The organism is Pseudomonas sp. JL27(2026) (genome assembly GCF_056933555.1).
Genome location: NZ_CM167794.1, coordinates 735930 through 757565, shown reverse-complemented (window position 1 = coordinate 757565; position 21636 = coordinate 735930). Strand labels below are relative to the sequence as shown.

Below are 21636 nucleotides of genomic sequence, written 5' to 3'. Positions count from 1 at the left end.
GATGCAAATGCCATGACCTTGAAAACCCGTTGCCAGTCCATTGGCAGTGCCTTCGGCGAAGCCATGACCTGCCTGGCCCTGGCGCTACGCTCCAGCCTGCGCCCCGGCATCCTGTTTCGCTCGAGCTTGCTGTGTCTGCTGGCCTTCGGCCTGTGGACCTGGCTGTTCTATAACCACTTCGCACTGATCAGCACCGTCTCCGGCTACCTCTCATTGTTTATCGTCGGCGGCGGCGCGGTACTGGGCTTTATCCCCAGTGGGGGCGGCCTGGGTGTGGGAGCAGGTGCAAGCGTCGGGGCAGGCGCCGGTTTTACCGGGATGGCCAGCGTTGCCGGTGTCCTGGGCATGCTGGTGATCTATGCCGCCATACTGACGCTGGCAGTGATTGCCCTGTTGTATCTCAGCCTGATCGTGCTCAGCATCCGCCTGGCCTTGCGCTGGGTATTGATGGGCAGCCTGCGCGAGCGCGCCCTTCGCCAGTACCCACACCTGACACAGCGAACTCGCGGAGCTTCGGAACTGCTCAGCGGCGCCCGCTACTTCGTCGCGCCCTGGCTGGGCCTTGGCATCGGCCCGCTGCTGTGCCTGCTGGTTCCAGTGATCAACGGTGCACTGTTGATCGTGCTGCTGGCCTACCTGAACGTACGCTTCCTCACCGCCCCCGCGCTCTCGGGCATCGCCAGCGGCAGCGAACAACTGCAAGCCGTTCGGCAGCAACGCGGCGCCATGATCTTCTTCGGCCTGCTAATCTTTCTCATCGCACTGGTACCGGTACTCAACCTGCTGGTCCCTGCGCTGCTGGGTGCTGGCTCGTGCCATCTGGCCTATCGCGGGATGGAACGCGCACCAAGCCCGGCTGGCGCGGCCTGCGCACCTCAAGTAAGCTTGCCGCCCCTGTAAAGGTCCATTTTTTTAGCGTCTTCGAGGTTCCGCCATGCCCTGGTTACAAGTCCGTCTCGCCATCACTCCGCAACAGGCCGAGACCTACGAAGACGCGCTGCTGGAAGTCGGCGCCGTTTCGGTGACCTTCATGGACGCTGAAGATCAACCGATCTTCGAGCCGGAACTCAACACCACCCCGCTGTGGTCGCACACTCACTTGCTGGCACTGTTCGAAGGCGGCACCGAGCCCGCCCCGGTCCTGGCTCACCTTGAGTTGCTGACCGGCAGCCCGCTGCCTGAGCATCACAGCGAAATCATCGAAGACCAGGACTGGGAGCGCAGCTGGATGGACGGCTTCCAACCCATGCGTTTCGGTCAGCGTCTGTGGATCGTCCCGAGCTGGCACGCCGCTCCGGAACCGGACGCCGTGAACCTGCTGCTCGATCCGGGCCTGGCTTTCGGCACCGGCACTCACCCGACCACCGCCCTGTGCCTGGAATGGCTCGACGGCCAGGACCTGAAAGACTGCAACGTACTGGACTTCGGCTGCGGCTCGGGGATCCTCGCAATCGCTGCCCTGCTGCTGGGCGCCAAGCAAGCCGTCGGCACCGATATTGACGTGCAGGCACTGGAAGCATCCCGCGACAACGCCGGGCGCAACCACATTGCCGACGCTCTGTTCCCACTGTATCTGCCGGAAGACTTGCCCCAGGTTCAGGCTGACGTACTGGTCGCCAACATCCTCGCCGGGCCGCTGGTTTCCCTGGCTCCGCGACTGTCCAGCCTGGTCAAGGCCGGCGGTCGCCTGGCGCTGTCAGGCATCCTCGCCGAGCAAGGCGAAGAAGTCGCTGCCGCTTACGCCCAAGACTTCGACCTGGACCCGATCGCCAATCGCGATGGCTGGGTGCGCATCACTGGTCGTCGGCGCTAAAATGAGCGCCTGCATTCTCCGGATGGCCGCATGACCGACAGCTTCGTCACCCAGTGCCCGCATTGCCAAACCAGCTTTCGCGTCAGCCATGCTCAGTTGAGCGTGGCCCGCGGAGTGGTTCGCTGCGGCTCGTGCCTGCAAGTGTTCAACGCCGCACGACAGTTGCTCGAGCAGCGGGCCGCGCAGCAAGCGGCTGCGCGGCCCGCGCCGGCTGCAGTCGAACCGCCGGCGCAACGCGCAATCAGCCAGAAGCAGTGGTCAGCCGCCGAACTTGACCTGGACGCCCTCGACCTCGACGAAGAACTCGCCAAGCTCGAACAACGGGAAATCCAGCCCACCAAGGAATTCGGCCAGGAACGCAGGCCCAAGGAAGACGCTCTCAGCGCCCGTCGCGACAGCGATGACCACGAGGAACAACCGTGGTCCGACAGCCTGTTCAGCGAATCGGCAGCCGAACGCGCCCAGAGCGGCGAAATTCACCAGGCACCCCTGACAAAACCTGCGCAATCGGTAGAGGCACCGCTCAAACCGGCTCGCACCGAACCGTCTCTGTCGCTCGCCCCCGTCGACCTCGATGACGAGCCCGAGACACCGCAGCGGCTGCGGGACAACACACCCGATCATCCAGAGGTTCACGAACGCCTCTCGGCCACCGACGACACCGACGAAGACCTGCACGAAACGCCCGAACCGACTCGCAAAAAGCGCGAACGCAACGAGCCGGCCATGCACGAAGAAGTCTTGCAGGACCTGGTCGACGACCCGCTGCACCTTGATTGGCAGCGCCGTCGCTCGCCCTGGGGTCGACGGTTCTTCTGGGCGCTGCTGATTCTGCTCGGCGCGGGCGCGCTGGCCGGCCAGTACATCGCTTACCACTTTGAGGAGCTGGCCCGTCAGGACCAGTACCGTCCATGGTTCCAGCAGTTGTGCCCGGAAATCGGCTGCACGGTGCCGTCCAAAGTCGACATCGCCCGTATCAAGAGCAGCAACCTGGTGGTGCGCAGCCATCCGGACTTCAGTGGCGCACTGGTGGTCGACGCCATCATCTACAACCGGGCGCCGTTCTCCCAGCCGTTCCCGCTGCTGGAGCTGCGATTTGCCGACCTCAACGGTCACCTGATCGCCAGTCGGCGCTTCAAACCGGGCGAATACCTCAATGGAGACCTGGAGGGCCTGGCGGAAATGCCGTCGCAAACGCCAATCCACATCGCTCTGGACATTCTCGACCCCGGCCCGAAAGCGGTGAATTACAGCCTCAGTTTTCACTCCCCCGAGTAAACGGCAACACAGCGCCAGCAGCGCCCCCGATTTGACGGCGGTTTTCTGACTGCGCCCCGGCAAAGCAAACGACTGGCATTAACGGGACAACTGTTCAGATTTTATCCAATTCAGCCTTTATCCAGTCATCGAGAGCGGGTATCATGCCAACCCTTTTTCGAACTCCCATGATCCGACCCCACAACAGGGAAGTCCTATGTCGGCGGTACGCATCGGCCCATACACATTGCACAACGGCTTGATTCTCGCCCCGATGGCGGGCGTCACCGACCAGCCCTTTCGTCAGCTTTGCAAGCGACTGGGTGCAGGGCTTGTAGTCTCGGAAATGGTCACCAGCGACATGAGTTTGTGGAACACCCGCAAATCGCGTCTGCGCATGATCCACGAAGGTGATCCCGAGCCACGCTCGGTCCAGATCGCCGGTGGTGATGCGCAGATGTTGGCGGAAGCGGCCCGGGCCAACGTCGAGCTGGGCGCACAGATTATTGATATCAACATGGGCTGCCCGGCAAAAAAAGTCTGCAACAAAGCCGCCGGTTCTGCTTTGCTCAAAGATGAAGACCTGGTGACCGAGATCCTGCACGCCGTCGTGGCGGCGGTTGATGTACCGGTGACCCTGAAGATCCGCACCGGCTGGGACCGGGCGAACAAGAACGGCCTTACGGTGGCGAAAATCGCCGAACAGGCAGGCATCACAGCGCTGGCAGTCCACGGACGAACCCGCGCCGATCTGTACACCGGCGTTGCCGAGTACGACACCATTGCCGCGATCAAGCAGGCGGTGTCGATTCCGGTCTTCGCCAATGGCGACATCGACTCGCCCGAGAAGGCCCGGTACGTGCTGGACGCGACCGGTGCCGATGGCTTGTTGATTGGCCGGGCTGCCCAGGGGCGGCCATGGATTTTTCGTGAGATCGACCATTTCCTGCGTACCGGCGAGAAGCTGCCGGCACCGGAGCTGATCGAGGTGGAACGTATTCTGCTTGAGCATCTGGCCGCGCTGCATGCCTTCTATGGGGATGTCATGGGCGTACGCATTGCTCGCAAGCATGTGGGCTGGTATCTCGCAACCCTGCCGGGCGCCAGGGAGTTTCGCGCCCACTTCAATCGTTTGGATGGTACGGAAACACAATGCGCCAACGTCCGGGAGTTCTTCGCCGAACGTTACAAGAGCCTGACAGGGGACGAAGAAGGGGTGGCCGCATGACGATGATGACCGAGACTTTAGTGAGTGGAACAACACCCGTGAGCGACAACGTGAATTTGAAACAGCACCTCAATACACCCAGCGAAGAAGGCCAGACCCTTCGCGGGAGTGTCGAGAAGGCGCTGCACAATTATTTCGCCCACCTTGAGGGCGCTGCCGTCACGGATGTGTACAACCTGGTGCTCTCCGAAGTCGAGGCTCCCCTGCTCGAAAGCGTGATGAACTACGTCAAGGGCAATCAGACCAAGGCCAGCGAGCTGCTGGGGCTGAACCGCGGCACCTTGCGCAAGAAACTCAAGCAGTACGATTTGCTGTAAGCATTCAATCAAACCAGAAAGGCGCCCGCGTAAAACCGGTCGCCTTTTTTGCTGACTTCCTTTGCTTTTGATGGAAATTGAGATGACCGACCAGACTACCCGCCTGCCGATCCGCCGCGCCTTGATCAGCGTTTCCGACAAGACCGGGATCCTCGAATTCGCCAGGGAGCTGGAAGCCCTGGGCGTCGAGATCCTCTCCACCGGCGGAACGTTCAAGCTGCTGCAGGACAACGGCGTGGCCGCTGTGGAAGTCGCGGATTACACCGGTTTCGCAGAGATGATGGACGGTCGGGTCAAGACCCTGCACCCGAAAATCCACGGCGGGATCCTCGGTCGTCGCGGTATCGACGACGCCATCATGAATGAGCACGGCATCAAGCCGATCGACCTGGTGGCCGTTAACCTCTATCCGTTCGAAGCCACCATCAACAAGCCTGGCTGCGACCTGCCGACCGCTATCGAAAACATCGATATCGGCGGCCCGACCATGGTTCGCTCGGCAGCAAAAAACCACAAAGACGTGGCCATCGTGGTGAACGCCAGCGACTACGCCAACGTCCTGGAAAGCCTCAAGGCCGGCGGCCTGACGTACGCTCAGCGCTTCGACCTGATGCTCAAGGCGTTCGAACACACCGCGGCCTACGACGGCATGATCGCCAACTACATGGGCACCGTGAACCAGGCGGCCGACACCCTCTCGACGTCCGGCCGCAGCGAATTCCCGCGCACCTTCAACAGCCAGTTCATCAAGGCCCAGGAAATGCGCTACGGCGAGAACCCGCACCAGAGCGCGGCGTTCTACGTGGAAGCCAAACCCGCCGAAGTCGGCATCGCCACCGCAACCCAACTGCAAGGCAAAGAGCTGTCGTACAACAACGTGGCCGACACCGACGCTGCGCTGGAATGCGTGAAGAGCTTCGTCAAACCGGCCTGCGTGATCGTCAAGCACGCCAACCCGTGCGGCGTTGCCGTGAGCCCGGACGCTGAAGGTGGCATCCGCCAGGCGTACGAGCTGGCCTACGCCACCGACACCGAGTCGGCCTTCGGCGGCATCATCGCGTTCAACCGCGAGCTGGATGCCGAGACCGCCAAAGCCATCGTCGAGCGTCAGTTCGTCGAAGTCATCATCGCCCCAAGCGTCAGCATCGAGGCCCGCGCCATTGTTGCCGCCAAAGCCAACGTGCGCCTGCTGGCCTGCGGCGAGTGGTCGGCAGACCGCGCCCCGGCCTGGGACTACAAGCGCGTCAACGGTGGTTTGCTGGTTCAGAGCCGTGACATCGGCATGATCGGCAGCGCCGACCTGAAAGTCGTGACCAAGCGCGCGCCGACCGAGCAGGAAATCAACGACCTGATCTTCGCCTGGAAAGTCGCCAAGTACGTCAAATCCAACGCCATCGTCTACGCCAAGAACCGCCAGACCATCGGTGTCGGCGCTGGCCAGATGAGCCGCGTGAACTCTGCGCGCATCGCTGCGATCAAAGCTGAACACGCCGGCCTGCAAGTGCAGGGCGCGGTCATGGCCTCGGACGCGTTCTTCCCGTTCCGTGACGGCATCGACAACGCTGCCAAGGTCGGCATCACTGCGGTGATCCAGCCGGGCGGCTCGATGCGTGACAACGAAGTGATCGCGGCAGCTGATGAAGCGGGTATCGCGATGGTCTTTACGGGCATGCGCCACTTCCGTCACTGATACGACGATCAAATGTGGGAGCGGGCTTGCTCGCGAATGCAATCTGTCAGCGACATTGATGCTGACTGACACACCGCCTTCGCGAGCAAGCCCGCTCCCACAGAAAAGCAGCTTCAGCGCTGCATCCAGAATTAGCGTCATCCGAGGTTTTTGAAATGAATGTTTTGATCATTGGCAGCGGCGGTCGTGAACACGCCCTGGCGTGGAAAGTCGCTCAGGACCCACGGGTCGAGAAAGTTTTCGTTGCCCCGGGCAACGCCGGCACCGCCATTGAAGCCAAATGCGAGAACGTCGCCATCGACGTACTGGCCCTTGAGCAGCTTGCAGACTTTGCGCAAAAGAACGTCTCCCTGACCATCGTGGGCCCTGAAGTACCGCTGGTAGCGGGCGTGGTCGACCTGTTCCGCTCGCGTGGCCTGGACTGCTTCGGCCCAACCGCCGGTGCCGCCCAACTGGAAGGTTCCAAGGCCTTCACCAAGGACTTCCTGGCACGCCACAAGATCCCGACAGCCGACTACCAGAACTTCACCGAGATCGAGCCAGCCCTGGCTTATCTGCGTGAAAAAGGTGCGCCGATCGTGATCAAGGCCGACGGCCTGGCCGCTGGTAAAGGCGTGATCGTTGCCATGACCCTGACCGAAGCCGAAGACGCCGTACGCGACATGCTCGCCGGCAACGCCTTCGGTGATGCCGGTTCGCGCGTGGTCATCGAAGAATTCCTCGATGGCGAAGAAGCCAGCTTCATCGTCATGGTCGACGGCAAGAACGTATTGCCAATGGCCACCAGCCAGGACCACAAACGTGTGGGCGACGCCGACACGGGCCCGAACACCGGCGGCATGGGGGCTTACTCCCCGGCCCCGGTGGTGACCAGCGAAGTGCACCAGCGCGTCATGGACCTGGTCATCTGGCCGACCGTGCGCGGCATGGCCGAAGAAGGCAACGTCTACACCGGCTTCCTGTACGCCGGCCTGATGATCGACAAGGCCGGGAACCCGAAAGTCATCGAGTTCAACTGCCGCTTCGGAGATCCGGAGACCCAACCGGTAATGCTGCGCCTGCAGTCGAGCCTGGTGTTGCTGGTCGAAGCCGCGCTGGCACAGGCGCTGGACAAGATCGAAGCACAATGGGACCCACGCCCGAGCGTCGGCATCGTGCTGGCCGCTGGCGGCTACCCGGGTGACTACGCCAAGGGTGTCGTCATTGAAGGCCTGGAGGCCGCCGCCGCCCTGGAAGGGAAAGTCTTCCACGCCGGCACCGCCCTCAAGGATGGCAAGGTCGTGACCGCCGGGGGCCGCGTGCTCTGCGCCACCGCCATGGGTACCAGCGTCGACGCCGCCCAGCAACAGGCTTACAAACTGGCAGCCAGGATTGACTGGGACGGCTGCTTCTACCGCAAGGACATTGGCTATCGCGCCATTGCTCGCGAGCGTGGCGAAAATCAGGAATAAGCTATCCATTCGGCTAGGCAGGGGCTTGCGGCCCTTGCCGTACTATTCCGGTGCCGCGCATAGTTGTAATCTGGCATCAACCTACGAAGGGATTTCGCCGTGCGCTGGCTCAGGATTGCCATAGGTCTCACCGTCAGCCTGCTGACCCTGCTCTGCATGCTTCCGGCTAACGCCGCGCAAGGCAGTGGCTGGGCGGTTTTGCTCGACGAACAGGGCGACCTGCAACTGGGCGATATCCGCTCTGCCCGCTACACCAACCAATTCAGCCCGACCGACCTCGACCAGCTCACTGCGGCCGAGCCGGACGGCGCCCTGTGGCTGCGTTTCAAGCTCAACCCCGGCAAGCACGAACAACTGCTGCGCATCTTCGCGCCCGATCTGGCGCGCCTGAACCTGTACGTGCTCGATGGCGACAAACTCATCGACCAGTTGAGCTCCGGCACCGACCACCCGATGGCCGAACGGCCGCTGCCCAGCAGCGACTTCATGCTGCCACTGCCCCAAAGCGATAAAACCCTCGACGTGTATGTACGGCTGGTTTCCGATCACCAGTTGCGGCCTTACATCACCCTGCAATCTGCTGTCGTGGGCGCCGCCGACCAGAAGCAAACGCTGATCTACGGTTTGCTGTTCGGCTGCATGCTGATGCTGATCCTGCACAACCTGACCCGATATGCCTACACCCGCTCGCGGAGCAGCCTGTGGCTGTCGGCCTGCGAAGGCCTGCTGACGCTCAGCCTGTTGCTGTTGCTCAACCTGGCCGGACCATGGCTGCCGGACTGGCACGCCCTGCAAACCCCGGGCGCTTATCTGTTCCTTCTGCTGACCGCGCCTTGCGGCCTGATGTTCGCCTATCGCTTCTTCACCCCGCTCGGGCCTCATCCGCTGAACAAGCTGTTGTTGGGCAACATCGTGCTTGCCACTTTGTGCGGCCTGTTGCTGCTGTTCGTCAACACGCTGCCGCTGAACGTCATTACCTACAGCCTGATCGCCATCTCCGGCCTGAGCATGATGTTCGTCGGCATCTACCACTGGCAGAAAGGTTACCGGCCAGCCCGGTGGTTCGTGGCGGGCATGGTGGTATTCAACATCGGCGCGCTGATCATCCTGCCCGCGATGCTGGGGCTGACACTGGCCGCCCCCCAAGGATTGATCATCACTTTGATGCTGACCATGTGCATCAGTGGCCTGCTGATGGGCATCGCCCTGGGCGAGCGTCAGCGCAGCATCACCGAAGACCGTTTCAGCGTCAGCCGCGACCTGGCCGCAAGCAATGCCGAAATCAACGCCAAGGCCGAGTTCCTGGCAAAAATCAGCCATGAAATCCGCACCCCGATGAACGGTGTGCTGGGCATGACCGAACTGCTGCTCGGCACGCCGCTGTCGGTCAAGCAACGCGATTATGTGCAAACGATCCACAGTGCCGGTAACGAACTGCTCACCCTGATCAACGAGATCCTCGACATCTCCAAGCTCGAGTCCGGGCAGATCGAACTCGATGACGTGCAATTCGACCTCAATGCCCTGATCGAAGACTGCCTCAGCATCTTCCGTGCAAAGGCCGAGCAGCAGAACGTCGAACTGATCAGCTTCATTCAGCCACAAGTTCCGCGAGTCATCAGCGGGGACCCGACACGCCTGCGCCAGGCGCTGCTGAGCCTGCTGGAAAACGCCCTGAAGAAGACCGACGAAGGCGAGATCCTGATCGTCGTCGCCCTCGATGAGCGCAGTGCCAAACCCCGTTTGCGTATTGCGGTGCAAGACAGCGGCCTGCCGATGGAAGCCGACGAGCGCGAGGCCTTGCTGCATGCCGAACTGCACAGCAAGAACTTCCTCTCGGCCACACGCCTGGGTGGCAACCTGGGGCTGGTGATTGCCCGCCAACTGATCCTGCTGATGCACGGCGAATTCGGCGTCAAGAGTGGCAGCAACCAGGGCAGCACGCTGTGGCTGACCCTGCCCCTGGACCCCGAGCGCCTCGAACACCCGACATCCGACCTCGATGGCCCGCTGCAAGGTGCAAGGGTCCTGGTGGTCGACGACAACGATACCTGCCGCAAAGTCCTGGTGCAGCAATGCACGGCCTGGGGCCTGAATGTGAGTGCCGTACCGTCAGGCAAAGAGGCGCTGGCCCTGTTGCGGACCAAGGCGCACTTGCGCGACTACTTCGACGTGGTCCTGCTTGACCAGAACATGCCCGGGATGACCGGCATGCAACTGGCCGCCAAGATCAAGGAAGACCCGAGCCTGAACCACGACATCCTGCTGATCATGCTCACCGGCATCAGCAACGCGCCGAGCAAGATCATCGCGCGTAACTGCGGGATCAAGCGCATCCTGGCCAAACCGGTGGCCGGCTATACCCTCAAGACCACCCTCGCGGACGAACTGAACCAGCGCAGTAAAGGCCTTGCCGTCTCCTCTCAACTGCCACCTGGTACCCCGCTCCCCGTCAAGGTGCCAAGCGACTTCCGGATTCTGGTGGCCGAAGACAACAGCATCTCGACCAAAGTCATTCGCGGCATGCTCGGCAAGCTCAACCTGCAACCGGACACCGCGAGCAACGGCGAAGAAGCGCTGCGCGCCATGAAAGCCCAGCGTTACGACCTGGTATTGATGGACTGCGAAATGCCGATTCTCGACGGTTTCTCTGCAACACAGCAGCTACGCGCCTGGGAAGTCGGGAACCAACGGATTCGCACGCCAGTGGTGGCATTGACTGCCCACATCCTTGCCGAGCACAAGGAGCGAGCCCGTCAGGCGGGGATGGACGGTCACATGGCCAAACCGGTCGAACTCTCGCAATTGCGCGAGCTGATCGAGCATTGGGTTGCCCAGCGCGATCAACAGAATCGGGTGACGGCTCACACTAACTGAGCCGACAGGCTACGCACCGCCTGATAGACTCCCGTCGACTTCCTCCGCCAGTGAGCTTGCGCCATGCTCCACGTGTTGTTCAGCGTTTACTTGAAGATGCTGGTGCTCTATAGCCCGTTCTTCGTGCTCTCCTGCTTCATCAGCCTGACCCGTGGCTACTCAAGCAAAGAGCGGCGACGCCTGGCCTGGAAAGTCGCCCTCGCCACCCTGGTTTCCAGCGTTCTGTTGTACCTGTTCGGGCGGGTGATATTCAGTGTGTTCGGCATTACGGTGGATGCCTTCCGCATTGGCGCCGGCAGCGTGCTGTTCATCTCGGCATTGGGCATGGCTCAGGGCAAATCCGCGGTGCAGACCGACAATGTGCAACAGGACGTGACTATCGTCCCGCTGACCATTCCGCTCACGGTCGGCCCCGGCACCATCGGGGCCTTGCTGGTGATGGGCGTCAGCCAGCCACACTGGGACGACAAACTCACTGCCATCCTCAGTATTGCCATGGCCAGCCTGACCGTCGGCGTGGTGCTGTATCTGTCCAACCGCATCGAACGGATCCTCGGCGATCAGGGCCTGCAGATCGTCAGCCGGTTGATGGGGTTGTTTGTGTGTGCGCTGGCAGCGCAGATTATCTTTACCGGGGTGAAGGGCTATCTGGTGCCCTGAATGCACAAGACCGAAGGATTTAAAGCCCTCGGCCCTGGTTTTCGCTATTCAATTGACAAGACTCCGATCTCAACGCATTGAGTGCCCCGCTGCCCCCCTAGCCACTGCACAGTATCTTCCCTGTAGTCGTTAAATTCATCGTGATTAAAACGAGCCAGGAAAAACCGGCTGCTTACAGCGCCGTCGACTTGATTCCGCGCGACCTCATTATCAAAGAAATGTTTGCCGACCATTACGCGAGTATCAAAAGACACGGACGTCATACTCAAAAATCCGTTCGCCTCCACAATGCCTCCCATCACTCTTACCCGCGTCATCTCTGCACCGCCGCCCAATAGGCTGTGTTCGCGAAAGACTTGCGCCACGTCCGAATCGGGAGGCAACGCCACTACTTTATCCAGTGCGGCCGAGAGCACTGCCACCTGATCGTCCGAGTAACTACGGTTAGCGGATGCGGCAAGTGCATCTCTCACTGAAGATTTCGCTTCATCAGACGTCGAAAATTGCTCATCTGTTTCTTTCTGGGCATAAAAAGCCCAACCACAAGCAGATAAGGTGCTCGTAAAAATATCAAACCACTGCGCATCATTAAAACCGCTAGGAAAATCTTCGTCAGCAGCAAGTTGAGCAAATAAAATAGTGTCAAGCGCGTCTTGTTGCCTGGCAGGCGACAAAGCCTGTGAGACAGCCAAAACGCTGCCGGCGCTTATATAAACAGAATACTCCATATCCGCACTCCAAAAAGAGGCCAGCGATATTGCATCACCGGCCTTATTTACTTATTTGGCTGCGTTCTTGCGCCGCTGAAACCTATTGCTAAGTGCCGCCTTGAAATGCCTCCCAAGGTACTCTTCCAGCTCACCCTTTAACTCCGCATAATTAAGTGGATTGAAGGTAATAAAAGAACTGCCGCGAAAAATATCGAGACCAGATGTTTTCCAGTTGAAAAAGACAGGTGCGGTTTCTTTGTTGCCTCCGACGCTATCAATCGACACTAACGAAGTCAGAATAATACCGTTTGCCAGTTGATCGCATGGCATTACCGCGAGCCTGACACCTTTGCTCTTGGTAACTTCACGATTATACAAATTTATCGCTTCAGGCTTCGCCTTCAGGGCAGCCAATGTCGAGTCGGCAATCGCACTGAGCACCGCTGCACCAGGAATCGCCGCTTTTGCGGCATCAATACCGGCCTTAACGATATCGGTAACGATGTTATCCATTGTCAACTGATGAGAGTTCTTCCGATAGGCGGTATAACCGGCGTCTGCGACAAAACAACCTGCCTCATCCATGCACTGCAGGAAGGCGAGATACCACGCTTCAGGGTCATCACCTGGAACTTCGTAGCTCGCCTCCAGCTTCGAAAACTTAATGAGATTTTCGATAATCGCCATATTCTCAAGCGAAATGTTAGCGCCATAGCCCACGAGCGTATTGCCCAACACCACTGCATCCAATTCTTTGGTTGGGCTAGAGGTGTCTGTTGCCGCAAATGCCCTTACACGAGAAACAGCAGGCTGTAATGATTGACGCTTGCTGATTCGCGCTTTCACCAAAGCAACACTTTTTTTCATACCAGCAGCACTTTCCACAACATCCATATTCAACGCTCCTTTTGTTAATTCACTTGCACCCTTCATTGGGCACACACCGAATCTAACGCATAGCATTTCAGCAAACAATTCCTATTGAATACATCATATGTACAACAACCTCAACCCACCCAACAGACCAAAAAATCAAAACACATAAAGAACAAATCTCACAACAGCACTTCATTCAACTCACGTGCCTACCACTGTAATCTTTACGGGCCACACATACATACCACAACACTCTTGAAAAAATAACTTACCCACCTTAATCAGGAATAACTCATGAACCATGGGACATCGCACGGACTGGTGACGAGCCACAATCTTATTTCATGTATCGACGAACTATCCCTGCAAGACTTTGATGATTTGACGAACTGCACACGGATCGCAACAAGGTCAGCCGACCTCGTTCACAATCGCTTTGCCAATTCACAACACTGGCTGGACGAATATGTTCGCACGCTGATGTTTCTTGGTTGGTCGCTTCATGAAGGGGCCATCACGACACGCACACGCTCTGATATTTCGGGGAGCATTGCCGATTTCCTGGTGCGGAGCGCGCAATCCATGAGCGACCCTCGACAAGGGAACGCCATGATTGACACCCTTGATGCCTTAAAACCCGATCAGCCCGCTGTGCTTTCACTGGATAAAGAAAGTCTTAAAGGACGTCGCTTCCAAGTGGCTCCCTCCCGTTACGACCCAAGTGGAAACCTTCACATGGCAGTCTTTAATCTAGAGCTGGTGGCCGATGCCGAAAAGCATAGCTTTTTGTTTTGGCCCTGGGAGAAACAATCAGCAAAGCTTATTCAGCAGAGTGCCTTTCTTATATTAGACAGAGACGTACTCGACACGAAAAGGGAGCTCATGGCGACTAAACTCCGTGAACAGATCATGAAACGATTTGTCTTGAGGAAGAGAAATACATAAACGCCACGATAGATGAGCAGCCAGAAGACCTTATTACTCAAATCAGCCAGTGCCTTTTTTGCTCAACACTCACATCCTCAACCTCCCCCTTCATACATTAGACATGTGGGAAGGGGGACCGCTTGCATTCGAGCGAGTTGAAGTAAAAACGCCCCCCGAAGGGGCGTTATTACTCAAGTAACGGGTTTGTCGCCATACCAACGCGGCGTATAGACCCACTCGCCACCCTCGGCACGCGGAAACATGCAGGTGGTGGACGAACCAATCAGCACCATGGTGCGCATATCCACTTGGTCCGGGGCCAGTTGCCCCAGTGTGGTGACGCGCAATGTTTGGCCCGGACGGCCGATGTCGCGCCCCAGCACCACGGGCGTTTGCGGTGTGCGATGTTGCGCAACGATTTCCAGTGCACGGCCCAACTGCCATGGACGCGAGCGCGAGATGGGGTTGTAAAAGGCCAGAGCCAGGTCAGCCTCTGCTGCCAGGTCCAGGCGCTTCTCGATGATCGTCCAGGGTTTCAGGTTGTCCGATAAAGACATCACGCAGAAGTCATGCCCCAGCGGTGCACCAGCCTGAGCAGCAGTGGCCAGGGATGCGGAAACGCCGGGAAGGATTTCCAGATCGACGTTGTGCCAATTCGCATCGTTCGACTCGTGCAAGGCCTCCAGCACCGCAGCGGCCATGGCGAACACACCCGGATCGCCGGACGACACCACCACCACCGAACGCCCTTGGGCAGCCAGTTCGAAAGCGTGACGGGCACGCTGCATTTCTTCACGGTTATCGGTGCAGTGCAGCACCTGATCAGCGCGGAATGGACCGGCCATGCGCACATAGGTTTCGTAGCCAAGCACATCGTTGGCGCGCGCCAGCTCTGCCTTGACCGCCGGCACCATCAGGTCGGCAGCACCAGGGCCCAGGCCGATCACGGCCAAACGACCGCGTGGACGACCGATCAGTAGTGGGTCCAGCGGCCGGTCGGCAACCACGATGGCAATCCCGTTGTTTGCATGGACAGACACGGATTTCCCGGCCGCGTTTTCCGCCAGTTCAGCCACAGAGCCAGCCGCCGCAAAACGCAGCGGCACCCCCAATTCCAGCGCCGCTTCGCGCAGTGCCGGGCTGGCCATTTGCTGATCGCTGGCCAACAGACACACCACCGATTGCACAGCAATTTTCGCTTGGCGCAAGGCATTGCGTATGGCGTTCGGCAATTCTGCAACGTCGGCACTCGCCGCCACCAGAACGCTTTTCGGATAGATCAGCAACTCATTGGCCGCAGGCGCGCGTTCGGCGCTGCCAATATGAATGGCTAAATGCGCCTGCGGATCCTGCGGTAACTGCGCCTGCGCCAACCACGGGGCGGCACCTTCGATGCGCACGCTCTCACCGGCCAGCAAGTCCGAAACGAAGCGCTTGCCCAGTTCCAGATCACCCAACGCATAGCCACTCGGCGGGTTGAGCAAGCATGTGCCGAAGCGCAACTCACCGCTGGTGGTGATAGCCGCCGCCACACCCAGACCATCCGCAATCTCGCGGGCCAGCACATTCACCCCGCCCAGCCCCCCGAGCAGCGGCACGACCGCACTGCCATCTTCAGCAACGGCCAGCACCGGCGGCTCAGCGCCTTTTTCCAACAGCAATGGCGCCAGGGTACGAATGACGATGCCAGCGGCGCACAAGGCGATAATCGGCGTGTCGTGTTGATAGAGCTGGCGCAGGGTCGCGCCGAACTCGTGATAAACGTGATCCGCGCCGTCGACCCGCTCGGCCAGGCCATGGATCAAGGCGCCCGGGTACAGCTGTTGGATCTTGCGCGCGGTGGCGAGGCTGCCATTGCCAAGAATGACAATCGCCGGAACTGGACGGGTCATCAGCCTTGCCACCTTTCGCCAGGAACAATGATCAGCGAGAAGTACGGCGAGGACATCGGCTCGACCTGATCCAGCGGCACGATCTTCTGATTGGCCATGGTGGCGCGTTCGACATACAACGCACGCTCTGCCAGACCGAGTTCTTCCAGCACCTGACGGACTTTCGTAAAGTTACGCCCCAGCTTCATGACGACTGCCGCGTCGGCATCGGCCAAACGACGCTTGAGTTCGTCGTGAGGCAGCACGCCGGACAGCACCGACAAGCTCTGATTGCGATACACCAACGGCGCACCCAGCACCGAAGCACCGCCGAGCATCGAGCAGACGCCCGGCACCACTTCGGCTTCGTAGCGCTCGGCCAGGCGATCGTGCAGGTACATGTAGGAGCCGTAGAAGAACGGATCACCTTCGCAGATCACCGCTACATCACGCCCGGCATCCAGGTGCGCGGCGAGCTCTTCGCCGGCCGCATCGTAGAAATCGCTGATCACTTGCTCATAGGAAAGCGGCGGCGCCAGCGTTTCGGTGGTCACCGGGTAGACCAGCGGCAACAAGGTTTGCGCGTCCTGCAAGTGCGCTTCGATGATGCCGAAGGCATTGCCCTTTTTGCCCTTGGCGACGAAGTACGCCACCACCGGGGACTCGCGCAGCAGGCGCAGGGCTTTGACGGTAATCAGTTCCGGATCACCGGGGCCCACGCCCAGGCCGATCAAACGTCCAGGTTGCTGCATCATTCGATCTCCGTCGCGAGCGCATTGACCGCCGCGGCCGCCATGGCGCTGCCGCCCAGCCGCCCTTGCATGATCACAAACGGCACGCCACGGCTGTCCGCCGCGAGCATGGCCTTGGATTCGGCGGCCCCCACGAAGCCCACCGGGAAGCCCAGAATCAGCGCCGGTTTCGGGGCGCCGGCATCGAGCATTTCCAGCAGATAAAACAGTGCGGTCGGCGCATTGCCGATCACCACCACGCTGCCTTCCAGGTGCGGGCGCCAAAGCTCCAGCGCCGCAGCCGAGCGGGTATTGCCCAGCTCACGCGCCAGCTCTGGAACGCTGTCGTCGCGCAGGGTGCAAATGACTTCGTTATTGGCCGGCAAGCGCGTACGGGTCACGCCTTCGGAGACCATTCGGGCATCACACAGAATCGGCGCACCAGCCGCCAGCGCATCGCGCCCGGCCTTGCCCGCACCCTCGGAAAATTGCAGACCGTCGATGGCCTCGACCATGCCGCAGGCGTGGATCACCCGCACCGCGAGTTTTTCCAGATCGGCCGGAATTCGCTCCAGGTTCGCCTCGGCGCGAATGATCGCGAAGGAGTTGCGATAGATCTCCTGACCGTCGCGGATGTAATCAAGCATCAAGGGGGCTCCGTGGGCAGGCGTCAATCAATGCGCCCGCCGTTTCAATAGTAAGGTTGCGTGCTTGCAGGGCGCCGAAACCCGGCTGCCCTGCATCGCGAAAATAGAGGTCGTAATGACCGGGGCTGACCGCCAGCAACGTGACCGGTGCAGTATGCGCAGCGGCGCATGAACGCGGGCAACCGCTCAGGTGCACATTCACGGTGCCGCCCTGGCGTTGCAGCAGCGCGGCCAGTTGCAAGGCGTCGCCCTTGGTGTCGGCCAGGCCTTTGCCGCAACCGGTTGAACCGGTGCAGGCGATCAAGTGCGCCAGGGCCTGGTCAGGTGAACAGAGAAACCCCAATTGCAGCAAACGCTGCGTGACAACGGCGGCATCCTCGCGGCGAATCGAGGGCAGCAGCAGGCTCTGCCATGGGGTAAAACGCAGGCTGCCATCGCCACACTCATTGGCCAGCCGCGCCGCGCCCCTGAGCATCGATGAGTCAAGCCGCCCCAACGGCGTCGCCGCACCGACGTAGACAAGGCCGGTTTCACGCTGTGGATAAGTACCGATGTGCAGCAACGGCCCGGCCTGCGGACGCTGCCAGTCGATTGAGATCAAGGGCACGCGCGCTGCCAGACGCTGCACAACTTCAGCCACCGGCCACTCTGCCAGCAGATGGCGCATGCGTGTTTGCTCGGGGCTGGCCAGGTCGAGGAACAACTCCAGCACCGCAACTACCAACTCATGCCCACGAGAAAGCGTAACCGCGCCCAAAGGCTTGTCCAGCGGCGAGCCTGCCAATCCGAAGGCCAGCAACGGTTCATCGCCGCGCACCAACGCCGATAACCACAGGTCATGGCCATGTTCGAGCATCGTCAGCGCTTCCCCGCCATCGAGTTGCACGGCGAATTTGGCTGACAGGTCATGGAAGCGGGTATTGGTTTGCAGCGTCGCCAGTATCTGCTCGGCGAGCGGTCGGGTATCGATCAGCATGTGTGGGTCAATGCCGGCGCTCGGGCTAAGCATCAGGTTGCGCACATCGTCCCCGGCGGCCGTGGTCGGCCCAAGACCTGCAGCCAGCAGGCTGTCGATCAACGCGGACTGCTCGCTGCCAATGCCGCGAATCTGCAGGTTGGCGCGGTTCGTCGCCTCGATCACGCCCCCGGCGTAACGCTCGGCGGCATCCGCCACCGCATTGGCCTGGGCAACGCTGATCGATCCGCCCGCCAACTTGATCCGGCAAATGCCGCCGTCCAGCGCCGGGACAATGCGCAGCAACCCCGGGCAGGCCGAGGGGCGTAAGGCTGTGGACATCTGGCGTTCGTTCAAAGGAGTGACCGGCTAAGAGGTAGAAGCGCTTCGCGGGCGAAGGCGCGGTATTATGCCTGCTTTGTCCGAAGGCATGAAAAGCCTGCCCGTCGGAACGCACACGTTTGAGGAATATTGATGGCGCCCTGGCTGACAGTCGTAGGCATTGGTGAAGACGGCTTCAAGGGCTTGGGCAAGAATGCCCGGCGTGCCTTGTTGGGTGCCTCGCGGATTGTCGGGGGCCAACGGCAACTGGACCTGTTGCCCGCATGCATCCGTGGCGAGCGCCAGTTGTGGCCCAGTCCGTTTTCCCTGGAACCGGTATTGGCCCGACGCGACGAGCCGGTCTGCGTGCTGGCCAGCGGCGACCCGATGTTCTTTGGAGTCGGCGCCAGCCTGGCGCGGCAGGTGCCGCACGATCAGATGCTGATCATCCCCGCCCCCTCTTCCTGCTCCCTGGCCGCCGCCCGAATGGGCTGGCCGTTGCAAGAAGTCGTCACCCTGTCAGTGGTCGCGCGTCCGCTTGCGGCGCTCAGTGCGCAGCTGTTCAGCGGCGTTCGGCTGTTGGTGCTGAGCAACGACGGCCAAAGCCCGGCGGCGATAGCGGCGCTGTTGCGTGAACGCGGTTTCGGGCCTAGCCGACTCACTGTGCTGGAGCATCTGGGGGGTGAGGCCGAACGGCGTGTCGACGGCAGTGCCAGTGACTGGAGCGACCCAGCAACCGCGGACCTGAACGTGGTCGCGATCGAATGCATCGCCGAACCGAACACCCCGCGCCTGTCACTCCTGGCCGGGCTGCCGGATTCAGCGTTCAAGCATGACGGCCAACTGACCAAGCGCGATGTACGGGCCATCACCCTTGCCCGCCTGGCCCCGGTGCCCGGCGAACTGCTTTGGGACGTTGGCGCCGGCAGCGGTTCGATCGGCATCGAATGGATGCGGGCCCACCCGAGCTGCCGCGTGCTGGCTATTGAAGCCGATGAAGGGCGTCAGCAGTTGATCGAGCACAACCGCGACGCCCTCGGCGTGCCCGGCCTGCAACTGATTCGCGGCAGCGCACCGCAAGCGCTGTCGGGCCTTGAGCGGCCCGATGCGATCTTCATCGGAGGCGGCGTGACCCGTGACGGTGTGCTCGACACCTGTTGGGCCCAGCTCAAACCCGGCGGTCGGTTGGTCGCCAATGCGGTCACGCTGCAAAGCGAAATGACCTTGATGGCCTGGCGCGAACAACATGGCGGTGAACTGACACGCATCCATATCGCTCAGGCCCAGCCACTGGGCGAATTCGACACCTGGCGCCAGGCGTTGCCGATCACCTTGCTCGACGTGATGAAGCCCTTCGATGCGTGACGAAACCGCCGAACAACCCGCGCCCCTGCGCAGCGGCCTGACCACCGGCAGTTGCGCCACGGCCACCAGCCTCGCGGCCGCGCGTTTACTGCTCAGTGGGGCAAGCGCCGACGCGGTGGAGATCGTGCTGCCCAAAGGCAAACAGGTGCAAATGCGCCTGGAGTTCTGCCGCTCCACCGTCGAAGGTGCTGAAGCCGGAACAATCAAGGACGCCGGGGACGACCCGGACGTAACCCACGGCGCGTTGCTCTACAGCCAGGTGCGGTTGGTCAGCGAACCCGGAATTCGTTTCAACGCCGGCAAAGGTGTCGGCACCGTCACCCGTCCAGGGCTGGTACTGGGTGTCGGGGAACCGGCGATCAATCCGGTGCCGCGCAAAATGATCACCGAGCACTTGCAGTTACTGGCCAAAGAGTTCAGTTACGGCGGTGGTTTTGAGGTGACTGTGAACGTCGAGGACGGCGAAGCCCTGGCGCTGAAAACCATGAACCCGCGCCTGGGCATTCTGGGCGGCTTGTCGATCCTGGGCACCAGCGGCATCGTCCGGCCGTTTTCCTGCGCGGCCTACATCGCGTCGATTCATCAGGGCATCGATGTCGCCAAAACCAATGGCTACCTGCACATCGCGGCCTGCACCGGCAACGCCAGCGAAGACACCATGCGCCGGGTCTACGACCTGCCGGAAATCGCCCTGATCGAAATGGGCGACTTTGTCGGAGCGGTGCTCAAGCACCTGCGCAAAGTCCCTGTGGATAAACTCAGCCTGTGTGGTGGCTTCGGCAAGATCAGCAAACTGGCGGCCGGACACATGGACTTGCACAGCCGCCATTCGAGCATCGACCTGCCGCAACTGGCCGAATGGGCCGCTGCCGTGGGCGCCGATGACGCCTTGCAACAACACATTCGCGAAGCCAATACCAGCCAACAAGCGTTAGCCATGGCCAGCGCTGCCGGCATCGCCCTGGGTGATGCGGTGTGCCAGCACGCCCTGGACTTCGCTCGCAGCGTGGTACCCAGGCAAGTTCAGGTCGAGGTATTTGCCATCGACCGTCAGGGCGGCATCGTTGGCCATGCGGGAGCCTTTCAATGAAACGTCTGTTGCTGCTGGGCGGCGTCACCGAAGCCCTGGCGATTGCCCGCACCCTGGGCCCGCAACATATTTACAGCCTCGCGGGCGTGGGTCGCGTGCCAACTGATCTGGCGTGCCGGGTGCGGGTCGGTGGCTATGGCGGCGCTCAAGGCCTGGCACAGTTCATTCAGGAGGAAGGCATCGACCTGCTGCTCGACGCCACTCACCCTTACGCCGCGCAAATCAGCCAGAACGCCGCCACCGCCGCGCAGTTGATCCACATCCCGTGCTGGGCCCTGCGCCGCCCGGCGTGGCAAGCTCAGGCCGGGGATGACTGGCGGGAAGTCAGCGACTGGAGCGCGCTGATCGAAACGCTGAAACCGTTCACGCGGCCGCTGTTCACCCTGGGCCGCGAACCGTTGCAGCACCTGCATGAAATTCCGTCGGAGCAGTTCTGGACCTTGCGTGCGCTGGAGGTTTACCCCGGTAACGAACGCTGTGAAGTGATCGGCGCGCGCGGGCCGTTTTTCATCGAGGATGAACGCGCGCTATTCGAACGTCGGCACATCGATGTGCTGATCAGCAAAAACAGTGGCAGCACCGCCACCGAGCCCAAGCTTGAGGTGGCACGCGAACGCGGGGTGCCGGTGTTGATTCTCAAGCGGCCGGAGTTGCCGGGGGTTGAGCGGGAGTTTGGAAGCGTGTCTGCAGTTTTAGAGGCACTGTCAGCGTCAGACTATTCCTGATCCCTGACTCTCAGAGCGAATCGACAGACAACATTCCCCGAAAGAGCCGTCTGGCCAGACTCAACGGTTCGCCTCAACATCCCCTGAGCGTTCCTGAACCGCTCACCCCAAAAAATGAGAATCAG

General features: G+C 60.8%; 19 protein-coding genes. 13 read left to right on the top strand and 6 right to left on the bottom strand.

Features of this window, described 5'->3' with window-relative positions:
• Positions 1 to 12 precede the first annotated feature (12 nt).
• From AC1Z1G_RS03395 to AC1Z1G_RS03355, 9 genes are all read left to right on the top strand, one after another.
• Positions 13 to 900 carry an EI24 domain-containing protein gene (locus tag AC1Z1G_RS03395; protein WP_483624874.1) on the top strand — a complete coding sequence of 296 codons (888 nt, stop codon included), beginning with the start codon at positions 13 to 15 and terminating at the stop codon, positions 898 to 900.
• Between the two features lie 34 nt (positions 901 to 934).
• Positions 935 to 1813: a 50S ribosomal protein L11 methyltransferase gene (gene prmA / locus AC1Z1G_RS03390; protein WP_483624872.1), complete on the top strand. Its 879-nt coding sequence runs from the start codon at positions 935 to 937 to the stop codon at positions 1811 to 1813.
• A 30-nt stretch (positions 1814 to 1843) separates the two neighbouring features.
• Complete coding sequence (locus AC1Z1G_RS03385; RefSeq protein WP_483624870.1) at positions 1844 to 3091, top strand: DUF3426 domain-containing protein; 1248 nt, start codon at positions 1844 to 1846, stop codon at positions 3089 to 3091.
• Positions 3092 to 3287: 196 nt separating this feature from the next.
• Positions 3288 to 4298 (top strand): tRNA dihydrouridine synthase DusB, encoded by a 1011-nt coding sequence (gene dusB, locus AC1Z1G_RS03380; protein ID WP_347903787.1) that lies wholly within the window; start codon positions 3288 to 3290, stop codon positions 4296 to 4298.
• The gene (gene fis, locus AC1Z1G_RS03375) at positions 4295 to 4615 is read left to right on the top strand and encodes a DNA-binding transcriptional regulator Fis (protein ID WP_003186237.1); all 321 of its coding nucleotides are present in this window, start codon (positions 4295 to 4297) and stop codon (positions 4613 to 4615) included. Before dusB ends, fis begins: the two co-directional genes overlap by 4 nt.
• 82 nt (positions 4616 to 4697) lie before the next feature.
• On the top strand, positions 4698 to 6305 hold the full coding sequence (purH, locus tag AC1Z1G_RS03370; protein WP_483624867.1) for a bifunctional phosphoribosylaminoimidazolecarboxamide formyltransferase/IMP cyclohydrolase: 1608 nt from the start codon (positions 4698 to 4700) through the stop codon (positions 6303 to 6305).
• A 155-nt stretch (positions 6306 to 6460) separates the two neighbouring features.
• Entirely contained in the window at positions 6461 to 7756 is a 1296-nt protein-coding gene (gene purD, locus AC1Z1G_RS03365) for a phosphoribosylamine--glycine ligase (protein WP_483624865.1), read from the top strand.
• Positions 7757 to 7855: 99 nt separating this feature from the next.
• Entirely contained in the window at positions 7856 to 10633 is a 2778-nt protein-coding gene (locus tag AC1Z1G_RS03360) for a hybrid sensor histidine kinase/response regulator (protein WP_483624863.1), read from the top strand.
• 63 nt (positions 10634 to 10696) lie between these two features.
• Positions 10697 to 11293: a MarC family protein gene (locus AC1Z1G_RS03355; RefSeq protein ID WP_483624862.1), complete on the top strand. Its 597-nt coding sequence runs from the start codon at positions 10697 to 10699 to the stop codon at positions 11291 to 11293.
• Between the two features lie 44 nt (positions 11294 to 11337).
• Here the strand turns inward: AC1Z1G_RS03355 and AC1Z1G_RS03350 are convergent, their stop codons facing one another.
• On the bottom strand, positions 11338 to 12021 hold the full coding sequence (locus tag AC1Z1G_RS03350) for a hypothetical protein (protein WP_483624860.1): 684 nt from the start codon (positions 12019 to 12021) through the stop codon (positions 11338 to 11340).
• A gap of 51 nt (positions 12022 to 12072) precedes the next feature.
• The gene (locus AC1Z1G_RS03345; protein ID WP_483624859.1) at positions 12073 to 12897 is read right to left on the bottom strand and encodes a hypothetical protein; all 825 of its coding nucleotides are present in this window, start codon (positions 12895 to 12897) and stop codon (positions 12073 to 12075) included.
• Between the two features lie 276 nt (positions 12898 to 13173).
• On the opposite strand from AC1Z1G_RS03345, the gene AC1Z1G_RS03340 reads away from it, so the two are divergent.
• Positions 13174 to 13824, top strand: coding sequence for a hypothetical protein (locus AC1Z1G_RS03340; protein ID WP_483624858.1), 651 nt, complete (start codon positions 13174 to 13176; stop codon positions 13822 to 13824).
• 173 nt (positions 13825 to 13997) lie between these two features.
• On the opposite strand, the gene cobJ is transcribed toward AC1Z1G_RS03340, so the two are convergent.
• Genes cobJ through cobG form a run of 4 tightly spaced genes read right to left on the bottom strand, consistent with a single transcriptional unit; the run spans position 13998 to position 18352 of the window.
• Entirely contained in the window at positions 13998 to 15698 is a 1701-nt protein-coding gene (gene cobJ, locus AC1Z1G_RS03335; RefSeq protein WP_483624856.1) for a precorrin-3B C(17)-methyltransferase, read from the bottom strand.
• Positions 15698 to 16429, bottom strand: a complete 732-nt coding sequence (locus AC1Z1G_RS03330) for a precorrin-2 C(20)-methyltransferase (RefSeq protein WP_483627741.1) — start codon at positions 16427 to 16429, stop codon at positions 15698 to 15700. The genes cobJ and AC1Z1G_RS03330 overlap by 1 nt, the downstream gene beginning before the upstream one ends.
• Positions 16429 to 17055, bottom strand: coding sequence for a precorrin-8X methylmutase (locus AC1Z1G_RS03325; protein ID WP_483624854.1), 627 nt, complete (start codon positions 17053 to 17055; stop codon positions 16429 to 16431). The genes AC1Z1G_RS03330 and AC1Z1G_RS03325 overlap by 1 nt, the downstream gene beginning before the upstream one ends.
• Positions 17048 to 18352 (bottom strand): precorrin-3B synthase, encoded by a 1305-nt coding sequence (gene cobG / locus AC1Z1G_RS03320; protein WP_483624852.1) that lies wholly within the window; start codon positions 18350 to 18352, stop codon positions 17048 to 17050. The genes AC1Z1G_RS03325 and cobG overlap by 8 nt, the downstream gene beginning before the upstream one ends.
• Positions 18353 to 18484: 132 nt before the next feature.
• Here cobG and cbiE point away from each other — a divergent pair, with 132 nt between their 5' ends.
• Genes cbiE through AC1Z1G_RS03305 form a run of 3 tightly spaced genes read left to right on the top strand, consistent with a single transcriptional unit; the run spans position 18485 to position 21511 of the window.
• Positions 18485 to 19696, top strand: a complete 1212-nt coding sequence (gene cbiE, locus AC1Z1G_RS03315; RefSeq protein ID WP_483624850.1) for a precorrin-6y C5,15-methyltransferase (decarboxylating) subunit CbiE — start codon at positions 18485 to 18487, stop codon at positions 19694 to 19696.
• Positions 19689 to 20786 carry a cobalt-precorrin-5B (C(1))-methyltransferase gene (locus AC1Z1G_RS03310; RefSeq protein WP_483624848.1) on the top strand — a complete coding sequence of 366 codons (1098 nt, stop codon included), beginning with the start codon at positions 19689 to 19691 and terminating at the stop codon, positions 20784 to 20786. The genes cbiE and AC1Z1G_RS03310 overlap by 8 nt, the downstream gene beginning before the upstream one ends.
• Complete coding sequence (locus AC1Z1G_RS03305) at positions 20783 to 21511, top strand: cobalt-precorrin-6A reductase (RefSeq protein ID WP_483624846.1); 729 nt, start codon at positions 20783 to 20785, stop codon at positions 21509 to 21511. Before AC1Z1G_RS03310 ends, AC1Z1G_RS03305 begins: the two co-directional genes overlap by 4 nt.
• The last annotated feature ends 125 nt before the right edge of the window (positions 21512 to 21636 follow it).